6 protein-coding genes are annotated in these 11,400 nt (G+C 41.4%); 2 read left to right on the top strand and 4 right to left on the bottom strand.

All coding sequences use genetic code 11. The features are described from left to right. The first annotated feature begins 140 nt into the window (after window positions 1-140). Window positions 141-1,337: a serine hydrolase domain-containing protein gene (locus VB740_RS18955; RefSeq protein WP_323201484.1), complete on the top strand. Its 1,197-nt coding sequence runs from the start codon at window positions 141-143 to the stop codon at window positions 1,335-1,337. 164 nt (window positions 1,338-1,501) lie between these two features. Here the strand turns inward: VB740_RS18955 and VB740_RS18950 are convergent, their stop codons facing one another. Continuing rightward, window positions 1,502-2,533 (bottom strand): VOC family protein, encoded by a 1,032-nt coding sequence (locus tag VB740_RS18950; RefSeq protein ID WP_323201483.1) that lies wholly within the window; start codon window positions 2,531-2,533, stop codon window positions 1,502-1,504. A gap of 347 nt (window positions 2,534-2,880) precedes the next feature. Continuing rightward, a complete protein-coding gene (locus VB740_RS18945) occupies window positions 2,881-3,501 on the bottom strand; it encodes an rRNA large subunit pseudouridine synthase E (RefSeq protein ID WP_323201482.1) in 621 nt (206 codons plus the stop codon). Between the two features lie 351 nt (window positions 3,502-3,852). Here VB740_RS18945 and hisC point away from each other — a divergent pair, with 351 nt between their 5' ends. After that, window positions 3,853-4,908: a histidinol-phosphate transaminase gene (gene hisC, locus VB740_RS18940; RefSeq protein ID WP_323201481.1), complete on the top strand. Its 1,056-nt coding sequence runs from the start codon at window positions 3,853-3,855 to the stop codon at window positions 4,906-4,908. Window positions 4,909-5,082: 174 nt separating this feature from the next. Here the strand turns inward: hisC and VB740_RS18935 are convergent, their stop codons facing one another. Beyond that, window positions 5,083-5,334, bottom strand: coding sequence for a hypothetical protein (locus tag VB740_RS18935; protein WP_323201480.1), 252 nt, complete (start codon window positions 5,332-5,334; stop codon window positions 5,083-5,085). A gap of 462 nt (window positions 5,335-5,796) precedes the next feature. Next, complete coding sequence (locus tag VB740_RS18930; protein WP_323201479.1) at window positions 5,797-11,238, bottom strand: AAA family ATPase; 5,442 nt, start codon at window positions 11,236-11,238, stop codon at window positions 5,797-5,799. Window positions 11,239-11,400 lie beyond the last annotated feature (162 nt).

The raw sequence follows: 11,400 nt of genomic DNA, 5'->3' as shown, positions 1-11,400 counted from the left end.
TATAACGCACAAACATTCAACATGACCCTTGGCAGAATTTTAAGTACAGGAAACAGCAAAGATATAACGCAATACGGTTCAGTTAAGGCTAAAACAGTTTGTCAAAGTCAATTGTTGTAACGATGAGGATATAGCTTAATATGAATTTTTCTTTAAAAAGCCGTCGGCGATTTATGCAGTTAATGGGCATGGGTTCAGCCACAGTAATTCTGGCTGATTTATTCCCAAATCAACGGGTAAATGGTTACACTATCAACGGTCAAGACACAGATGCTGCTCTCTGGAAAAGTCAAAAGGCTTATAAGTCTTCAGAACTAAAAGCCATTGATCAAACTGTGGCTGAGTATATGCAAAATTATGATGTTCCCGGTCTTTCCTTCGCTATTGCTAAAGATGAGCTATTAGTCTTATCCAGAAGCTACGGCTTTGCTGACAAATCGACAGGTGAAAAAGTCACACCGCGTCACCGCTTCCGCATTGCCAGTGTATCAAAACCAATTACCGCGATCGCCATTATGAAACTGGTAGAACTAGGCCAGTTACAATTAAGCGATCGCATTTTCGGTGAAGGTGGCATCTTAAGCACTACCTACGGCACAACCCCCTATAATACCAATATCGAAAACATCACCGTAGAACATTTACTCACCCATTTGGGTGGCGGTTGGCCTAACGATAACGATGACCCGATGTTTCATAATCTCTTCATGAACCAGACCCAACTAATTAGTTGGGTATTAGATAACCGTCCTTTAGATAATGTACCAGGGACTACACATACTTACTCTAATTTTGGTTTCTGTCTTTTGGGGCGGGTAATCGAACGGGTCACAGGGCAAACCTACGAAAATTATGTCAAAACTAATATTCTCAAACCATCCGGTATCACCGATATGGAAATTGGCGGTGATACCCTAGAGGAGAAAAAAGCCAATGAAGTTACTTATTACGGTCAAGATGGTCAAAATCCTTACGATATGAAAATAGCACGGATGGATGCTCACGGCGGTTGGATTGCTAAACCTAGTGACCTAGTACGGTTGGCAGTGCGGGTAGATGGTTTGAATTCCAAACCTGATATTCTTAGTGCTAATGCGATCGCTACTATGTATCAAGGCTCAAGTGTCAACCCTGGATACGCTAAAGGATGGGCTATAAATACAGCCAATAACCGTTGGCACACTGGCAGTTTACGCGGAGAACAAGCATTACTAATCAATACTGGCGATGGTTTCTCGTGGGCAGTGCTAGTTAATACCCGCAGTCCAAAACCAGACTTCGGTTTACACCTCGACCAACTCATGTGGAACATTAGAAGCAAAGTTCCTAATTGGTAATCCATCTAGACCTCGGCAAGGGTACTCCCACCACACCGGAAAGTCAATCTCAAGGGTGGCGCTTACGCCGGGTTTTGACTAATCCAAAGAGCTTTTGATGTTCAACAAGATAAGGAACAGCAAGACAAGCATCACCACGGAAAAACTTTTTGGTTTACTGATAGTTAATTACCTTCTAGCAAAGTCCAGAAGTAGCCATCTGGTGCAACAAAGGAAAAACTCATCTCACCAAACTCATTACTAATGATGTTTGTAACTTTTTGTACAGTACTTGCTTTGATGCGATCGTAATATTCCTGTATTCCCTTAACTCGATAGGTATATAAAGACATACCCAAGCTACCTGGTTGGGCTGCCTCAAAGTGCGATTCTAAATTAATCTTTTCTGGGAATCGAACAATATAAAGCCTACCACTACGTGTAGCCATCAGATCAGACTTAGAAGAACGGGGATCATCAAAGGTAGTGACAATAAACTTTTCACCAGGGTTAAGGTCAAAAATATCTCGACCGGCTGGCGAAGATTCATAGCTAGTTTCAACATCATCACGCACACGCAGTAAACCTAAAACTTCTTCATAAAACTTTAGGGTTTCTTTGCTATCATCTTGAACAATAATCCCAATATGGGTAAACTGACTAGTCTTGAGAGCAGCATTATGGTTAACTTGTCCGTAATGCGGTAGCGTATAGCCAAACCGTTGAAATAAAACCTGTCGAGCTAACGGTTGCAGTAATAGCATTTCTCGCACACCAACTGCTGGCTCAATAAAAGGACGGCTTTTCCTCTCTTTGTTGTAGATAACTTCCCAATAAGGGATAGAGTATCTAATAGGCAAACCTGCGGATTTTGCATTCTCTATATGATTTAAGATACTTAACACATCCGCCGTTAAACTTGTCGCCCAGCGATTTCCTTTAATTTTCATCGACGCTATTCCCAAACCTTCATGGGTGGGATTTTGCCAAACCATTAGCCGAATCAAACCATGATCTGCATTTTGGTGGTAGAGGCGAATTGAGCGTAAAGATGAATTCACACCATATAATTGATTAGCTATATCTGCGGTTAATTCACCTACCTCACCAATACGATAGCCAAATTGCTCCCAATACTGAATTGCAGAAATTGGCTCTGGGATACCAATACAGACTTCATAGATACCTTCAATTGCGGTTTGTTGTTTGTGAGTCATACCAATTTTGAATTTTAGATTTTACATTGGGTCAAAATTGTCAAAATTACTTGTTTCTTTGTTACCGTGATCTGCATGGGAACAAAAGAAGAGCAATAAAGTGTTTACAAAAGGATCTCTTAAAGAATCTGAAAAGCAACAACTTTATTTTGTAGCTTATAATCTACTTACAAAAATAAGATATCTAACGCTTTTCAAGTGTGCCATTCGGTAAGGTGTCGTAAACTCTTTGCTGGAATATGTTGTATATTGTTCAAAGTTTTGGTTAATATAACCACGCATCGCAAATCTGCAAAATGCCCCTCAGACTGGAAGTTACTGACTTACAATAGAAGGTCGAATTCCTGTTAGAAAGCATTCGCCTTTGGAGAAATACTTTTCGATTTACTGAAATTATGCAGAAATTGAAGTTCAGATGTGGTGAGGTCGCGCCATTGACCCAATTGTAGGTCATCTAATTGTAGATGGGCTATACTTACCCTGACCAGCCGCAAAGTCGGAAACCCAACAGCCGCAGTCATACGCCGTACTTGGCGGTTTTTTCCCTCTGTCAAGGTCATTTCTAGCCAAGCTGTCGGTACATTTTTGCGAAATCTAATCGGTGGGGTACGTTCAGGTAGCTGTGGCTCTTGTGGTAATAGCCTAACTTCTGCTGGCTGAGTGCGGTAATTTTGAATTTCTACACCTGTTTGCAACTTTTTTATGGCATCTGCATCTGGAATTCGCTCTACCTGTACCCAGTAAGTACGTTGATGACCAAAACGCGGATGGGCGAGACGATGTTGCAATTGCCCATCGTTTGTTAACAGCAGCAACCCTTCACTATCCCAATCTAAGCGTCCTACAGGATACACATCAGGTACGTCAATATAATCTTTCAAGGTGCTATGTGTGGGAGCATCTTTTGTAAACTGGCTGAGAACGCCATAGGGTTTATAAAAAATAATATATCGATAATGATTTGTCATTAGTCATTTGTCATTGGGCATTAATCAATAATTCTTCTTCCCCTGCTCTCCTGCCCCCTCTGAATACTTCTGGGTTAAGCCCAAAATCAGGTAGATTAACAGTTATTCGATAATACCTTTTATGCGGAACATTACGCGTAGCTTGCTTCCCTTGAACCAAGGATTGAATGTCTAGTGGTCTGGCAAGTCAATTTTGATGGGTGAGGACTGGGGAAAGGAGAAAGGGGAAAGGGTAAGGGATTTAAACCCTTTCCCCCTTCCCCCTTACCCTTTACCCCGCCAAGTTCACTTGGCGAACTACTAGTGAACTCCTAAGTAATAAAATTCTGTTTTTTCCATATCTCATGCTCTATGACCAACTACTTTCGCTCTAATATAGATGCAATGGCTAGCTACATTCCCGGTGAGCAGCCTCAACGCGGTACACAGATCATTAAACTCAACAGTAACGAGAATCCCTATCCTCCTTCGCCTGCGGCGCTAGCTGTGCTGCGGAATATCGATGGCGAATGGTTGCGGCGGTATCCAGAACCTTTCGGGGGGGAGTTTCGGCAAGCTGCAAGTAAAGTTTTAGGAGTTCCTAGTGATTGGATCATTGTAGGAAATGGCAGTGACGAATTATTGAGTGTAGTGATTCGAGCCTGTGCAGAACCTGGGAAGAAGGTAGTTTATCCGATGCCAACTTACGTGCTATATCGCACATTAACAGAAATGCAAGCTGCGGAAATTATTGAGATTCCCTACAGCGAGGACTACAGTTTACCTTTGGAAGAACTAGTTGCTGCCAATGGCTCTGTGACATTCATTGCGTCGCCTAATAGTCCATCTGGGCATGTGGTAGCAATCAATGATTTACGAAAATTAGCCAGCCAGTTATCTGGAGTTTTAGTGATTGACGAAGCATACGTCGATTTTACCGAAGAGGATGCATTGGCTTTGGTAAAGGAATATGAAAACGTCATTGTAATTCGCACACTTTCTAAAGGGTACTCATTGGCAGGATTGCGGCTGGGATTTGGGGTGGCGAATCCCAAGCTGTTGCAGGGATTGTTTAAGGTGAAAGATAGCTATAACATTGATGCGATCGCTTGTGCAATTGGCACGGCTGCTATTACCGATCAAGCTTATAAAAATGCTTGTGTGGCAAAGATTAAAGCATCACGGACTAAGTTAGCAACAGACTTAAAACAATTAGGTTTTCATCTTTGGGATTCTCAAACTAACTTTTTACTGGTACAGCCAAGAGAAGCAAACGCAGAATATCTCTATCAAAAACTGAAGGAACGGGGCATTTTAATCCGCTACTTCAAGCAGCCTGGACTAGATGATAAATTACGCATTACTGTTGGCACCGATGAACAAAATCAGGCTCTCGTGGAGGCACTAATTTATTTGTTGGCGACTTAGAGTAAGGGAGGAGGGGAAGCAAGGGAAGTAGAGGGAGTAGGCTACGGTGTACACACAAGTCGGAAAAACTTCATCTACCAAAGATTTACGGTGCGTTACGCTGGCGTGACAAAGCTAAATTGTTGCAATCATGGCGATGCTTGCGGTGGTCACTGAGCTTTGTCGAAGTGCGGGCTACACCAACGCATTTGTTATTTCGGCGAACTCATTTGTTACTTCGGCGGACACATTTGTTAATTTGGCGTTCGCATTTGTTGATTCGGAGTTCGCATTTGTTGATTCGGCGATCGCATTTGTTGATTTAGCGTTCGCATTTGTTGATTCGGCGATCGCATTTGTTAATTCGGCGTTCGCATTTGTTGATTTAGCGTTCGCATTTGTTGATTCGGCGATCGCATTTGTTACTTCGGCGTGTCCATAACGCACCCTACGAAACTACTAAAAGAGTTGAAACCTGTACTGGTCATACTTGTGTGTACATCCTAGCCGATGTATTGGGAAGGGAACTAGATTTTCCGGTTTCTCCCCAATGCATCGGTGGGATTAAGGGGGGTAATCCGACTTGTTGTACACCGTAGGGGGAGCAGGGGGAGCATTGGTGTCAACTTAAGCTCAAATGCATGTCCCACAGGCGTTTTACCCCCCTTAGTCCCCCCTTGTCAAGGGGGGAAACAGGAAATTTGTTCCCTCCCCTTGACAAGGGGAGGGTTAGGGTGGGGTGACGCGGATAGTGATGGGAAGCCAAAGAACTGAATATCACATCATTACAAGGGTTTCACGTTAAGTTGACACGTATGCAGGGGGAGAAAAAAGGGTTAACTGAACCGTATTCAGATATAAAGTATGTTTTACTCGTGACTCCTAATATCAATATTTATATTAGAGAAATTAGAGACTTAGGGCTTCTAGCTTCGCCTGAAGCGGGATAGAGATAATAAATTCAGCCCCTTGTCCTAAAACGGATACACACTCTAACTGTCCTCGATGCTTATTGGTCACAATCTGGTAACTAATAGATAGCCCTAAACCAGTGCCTTTACCAACAGGTTTGGTGGTAAAAAAGGGTGTGAAGAGTTGTCGCCGCACATTTTCGTCGATACCAGAACCGTTGTCAGCAATGCGAATGACGGCGGCATCTCCTTCAACAGTAGTACGAATTGTAATGATACTTGGCTGACGTGCGATATCAGTATAAGTTCGGTGTTCGTTAAATTCCTCTAACGAGTCGATCGCATTTGCGATTAAATTCATAAATACCTGATTTAGTTGCCCAGGGTAACATTCTACGGGTGGCAGGTTGCCGTACTCCTGTATTACCTGAATTCCCGGAGAATCTGGGTGGGGTTTTAGCCGATTTTGCAAAATCATTAAGGTGCTATCAATGCCCTCATGGATATCAACGGCTTTAACTTCGGCTTCGTCTAGGCGGGAAAAGTTTCGTAAAGATAATACAATTTGGCGAATGCGATCGGTTCCCACTTGCATTGAAGCCAACAACTTAGGTAAGTCTTCCATCAAAAAATCTAAATCAACCGCATCTATCTCACTTTGAACTTTAGGTGGTAAATTCTGGTTTTGCTGTTGATAAAGTTGTACTACACTCATCAAGTCTTTGACATAATTATTGGCGTAAGTAAGGTTGCCGTAGATAAAGCTGACTGGGTTATTGATTTCGTGAGCAACACCCGCCACTAACTGCCCCAGACTAGACATTTTTTCGCTTTGCACCATCTGGGACTGGGTGAGCTTCAATTCATTCAGCGTCTGCTCTAGCTGCTTTGCTTTCTCACGCGCTTGTGTTTCCGAAATCTCTAACTCCTGGGAGTATATGTGCAAATTTGTGTAGAGCCGAGCATTTTCTATAGAGATGGAAACTTGTGAAGTCAGTAAATTCAGTACTTCTAATCGCTCTGCATTAAAGGCTCCGGTAGTGAGGTTATTTTCCAGGTAAAGAACTCCAGTTAGTTTACCCTGATGAGCGAAAGGCGAACACAAAACTGATTTGGGTTGATTGGCAACAATATAGTCGTCACTCGCAAAACGCTTTGTGTGGCTAGCATTGTCTAAAACCAAATTTTCTTTTGTTCTTTCAACATAGTTAATTAGCAAAAGTGGTAGTTTATGCTTTACTTGAAAAAGACTGGACGATCGCACTGTCACTTCATCTCGATCAATGCTTCCTTCGGCTTCAATCACCCACTGGTTCTCCCGTTTTACAAGTAGATAACCCATTTGGGCCCCAGCATTCTCGATCGCAATTGTCATCATCTTCTCTAGCAGCCGACTTAGCTCCATCTCACTTGAGAGTGCCTGCGATGCTTTAATCGCTGTGCTGATATCTAGAGCTTGGGTTTTAGCTTCAGAAATGTCCTGAATCTGCTTTGTAGCCATACGCCGCTCGACTGTATCTCTAAAAATTTGGGAATATTGTTCGTCTAGTTGCCGAACTTTACCCGTAGCTTGCCACTTTAAATAGCCATAGCGGGCTTCTTTTAAATAAATTTTGGCAAAGTTTTTCCTATCCTTGGCTAAGTAAAATCGAAATGCCAGTTCGTTTGCTAAGGCTTCATTTTGTAAATAACCATTTTCGGCAGCAGAAGCGATCGCCTTATCATACAGCTCCATTGCCTGATAATCTTGTTGGTGAATCCGAGCCACTTCTGCTTGAATCAGCAGGAACTTGTGTTGATAATTAGTTGGGCAGTGCATTGCCCATTGCTGGAATTTTTCTAAGTTGGTATTTAGTTTATCCAGATAAATCACTTGAGTTGTGGTATCTACCTCCGCATAAGCTCCAGCCAAGGCAATACTTTGGTGAAAGTAGAAAACAGGATTAATAAAAATTCCTCGCGATCCCCCAACAAATTTTTCGGCATTGTCTGCATACTCAACAGCTTTGGTAGATTCTCCATACCAGTTACAGAGCGCAAGTTTATAGATGTAAACTACAAATGCACTCAACATATCCGAAGATGCCAACGCAAACTCTAGCACTTGCTGTTCATCTGCCCAAGCTCCAACAAGCTCATCAATCTTTCCTGCTGGCTTAGTTAGGTTAGCGATCGCTTCCCTAGCCAGCAGATGGTAGTTCAACATATTTTTGTCAATCTTGCGGAGGGTAGGAATAAAATCGTCGGCTACTTCTGCGGTTTTTTCCAAAGATTCATTCCCAAATAAGCATTGCCATAAAAAATTAACTGAACAATAACCAGACCATTGATAAGAACCTGTTTCTAAACCACTATTAAATCCCTTTAATAAATAAGGTTTTCCCTGGCTAATATGGTCTTTATAGTGACAGATTAAACCTCCCCACATATTCAAAATATTTGCTTCTAATTCCTTTGTTCTTAAAATTTCATGCAAACGCAGAGAAAGCTCACCAAACTCATAACCTGAATCTACCTCACCATATTGAAAAACTAAGTTGAAAGAATACAGCATATAACCAAATACTGAAATTGGTGAGTTGCCATACTGAACAGAAAGTTGAGTTATATTCATCGATGTGATATGCAACGCTTTAGATCCTAAAAAGTAGGCAATGGGCCAGACTTCTTTTAAGATGCGTTGAGCCATTAACTTCTCTTCGTCTTGCATTTGTGGTAGTTCTGCAAGACTAGAAGTTGAGCGATCGCCAATAATTTTTTTTGTCTGATTAAGTTTTGCCAACAGATATGCATCATCAGGATAAGCTGTAAACTTCAAACCTAAAAGTTCCAAGGTATTTAACCCAATTTCATAGGCGGAGTTTAAGTCATTCTCCATGCGATAACACATAATCCGATATTCATTCACGCGACACATATCAAGAGTAGTTTTAACTTGGCTGAAAGTCCCCTCAAAAATCAGCAAAGCTTCTTCATATTTACCATTTAAAAATTCCGCTTCTCCAGATTGTAAATATAAAGTTAATGTAAGCGAATATTTATCTTCCCAGCTATTTTCAGGTAGATAGCTCATCCCTATTTTCAGCAATTTTAGTGCAGTTACAAATGCCGAAGATGATTTTGCTCGCTGACCTGCTTTCAGATTTAGTTCTGCCAGTTCGTATCTTTCTGCTTGCTCTACAATCAATGAACTGCCAGCATTGAGATGATTGACGATCTCAAAAAGATGCTCCTCTAACTGGGATTTTTCAGTATTATGTAATAGTAATTTTCCTACCTTTAGGTGGACTTGCTGTTGCTGATCAGTTGGAATTAAAGAATAGGCAGCTTGCTGAACGCGATCGTGCAAAAACTTATAGTCAACTTGTACGGCAGTATCGCAGTATGTTGCCAATTCCGACTGATTCAACAACTGGGGAATTTTGTAAGTATCGCTTAAGGGAAGAATTAATCCTGCCTGCAAAGCTTCCCATAAATCAACTGCTGTTGCTGATGGAGATTTTTCGTTTACTACAGCTAGAATTTCTAAATCAAATCGGTTACCAACACAAGCAGCTAATTGTAAAACTTGCTGCGTCGGTTCTGACAGCCTCTGAATTTTATTCACCATTAAATCGACAACATTATCGGTAATGGCTTGTTCCTGAATCCTGTTGAGATCCCACTTCCAGAAACCCGAACGATAATCAAATGTTAAAAGATTATCTTGATGCAGTACTTTTAGTAACTGAGTCAAGAAAAAGGGATTACCTTGGGTTTTTTGAAATAGCAAATTAGCTAAAGGTTCTGCTTGAGATGATTCGCAATTGAACGTGTCAGTAACCAGTTGAGTAATATGAGGTGCTGCTAATGGCTTCAAAAGTAACTCTTCAACGGTTGCTCCAAATGCTTGAATTGTCTCTAGCATTAGCATCAGCGGATGGGTGGGACTAACTTCGTTATCTCGGTAAGCCCCAATTAGCAAGAGATACTGACTTTCTGGGTCAGTCATCAGATTCTCGACCAGGTTCACAGAGGCAGCATCTGCCCATTGGAGGTCATCTAAAAACAGTACTAAGGGATGTCCAACAGCAGTAAAGGCATGGATAAATTGCTTAAACACCCGATTAAAACGGTTTTGAGACTCAGCAACTCCCAACTGCGGTACAGGCGCTTGCTGCCCAATAATCAGTTCTACTTCCGGGATGACATCAATAATAACTTGACCATTAACTCCTAATGCTCGTAGTAATTTATTTTTCCAAACCTCAATTCTGGCTTGACTTTCAGTTAATAGTTGTCGCATCAATTCTCGAAATGCTTGAATCAAAGAAGCATAAGGAATATCTCGCTTGAGTTGGTCAAATTTGCCACCGATAAAGTAACCTCGTTGTCGCACAATCGGTTTGTGAACTTCGTTAACTAGTGAGGATTTGCCGATACCTGAGTATCCTCCTACCAACACAATTTCGCTGGAACCAAGGCTAACTTTTTCAAAGGCAGCCATTAAAGCCGCTACTTCTACTTCCCGACCGTAAAGTTTTTGAGCTATTTGGAATTGATGCGAAAAATCTTGCTGGCCTAAGTTAAAAAGGTCAATGCTGCCTTTTGTTTGCAGTTGTATCGCTGCTTGCTCTAGGTCAGCCTTTAATCCGTGAGCACTCTGATAACGGTCTTCAGCAGTTTTGCTCAGAAGTTTCATAGCGATCGCAGAGATTGCCAGTGGTACTTTAGGATTAATCTCATGCGGAGCTACTGGAATTTTCGCAATGTGACAATGCACCAACTCCATTGGGTCTTGAGCATTCTGGAAGGGGAGCCGACCCGTGAGCATTTCGTAGAAAATGACACCTAATGAGTAAAAATCTGTCCGATAATCTAAGGTTCGGTTGATGCGTCCGGTTTGCTCTGGCGACATATAAGCCAGTGTTCCTTCTAGGAGGTTGAGGCTACTGATTTCTGGGCTTTCTTTTGACAGCAGCGAAGCGATGCTGAAGTCAATCAATTTTATTTTTTCGGTATTGGGGTTATAAAGAATGTTTTCGGGCTGAAGATCCTTATGGATAATGTGGTGGGTATGTAACTCTCCTAAAGTCTCAGTAATTTGACGAGCAATGTTGAGAAATTTTATAAGTTCAAAGCCTGTATTAGATATCTGAGCTTTTAAAGATTCTCCACCAAAGTCTTCTAAAATAAGTGCTAGACCATTACTATAGCCGTTGTCGTAACTAATTAATTCATGAGCTTTGATGACACCTGTAATGTTTAAGTTTTGGATAATTTCGTATTCATGCTTGATCTGAGCAATCTCTTTGACAGTAGGATACTCTGCTTTAAGCACTTTAATAACAACTGAGTGTCCGTTAGCCTTGGAGTATGCTCGATAAATTATTGTGGCAGTAGCTTCATAAATTAAACCTGTAATACTATAATCTGGAATGCGAGAAATTAATTTAGACATTATTACTTCGCTGAATGTTGTCTTATAAGAGATTTTGGTGGCTCTTATAATAATTCCCGAAATTAAGGTTAAATTAACTCTTTAAGCCGTAAGTGAAGAACGCAGAAGGCAGTTCTTGCTATCTTGCTGGAGTTAAGAATTTAGATAAAGCTTCTCTACAAA

Source organism: Nostoc sp. UHCC 0251 (assembly GCF_034932245.1).
Taxonomy (GTDB): domain Bacteria; phylum Cyanobacteriota; class Cyanobacteriia; order Cyanobacteriales; family Nostocaceae; genus Nostoc.
This window is presented reverse-complemented; position numbering and strand designations above follow the sequence as displayed.

Excerpts from the sequence above, each read along its gene's own strand:
- VB740_RS18955 (WP_323201484.1), top strand. The coding sequence starts at position 141 with ATGAATTTTTCTTTAAAAAGCCGTCGGCGATTTATGCAGTTAATGGGC.
- VB740_RS18950 (WP_323201483.1), bottom strand. The coding sequence starts at position 2,533 with ATGACTCACAAACAACAAACCGCAATTGAAGGTATCTATGAAGTCTGT.
- VB740_RS18945 (WP_323201482.1), bottom strand. The coding sequence starts at position 3,501 with ATGACAAATCATTATCGATATATTATTTTTTATAAACCCTATGGCGTT.
- hisC (WP_323201481.1), top strand. The coding sequence starts at position 3,853 with ATGACCAACTACTTTCGCTCTAATATAGATGCAATGGCTAGCTACATT.
- VB740_RS18930 (WP_323201479.1), bottom strand. The coding sequence starts at position 11,238 with ATGTCTAAATTAATTTCTCGCATTCCAGATTATAGTATTACAGGTTTA.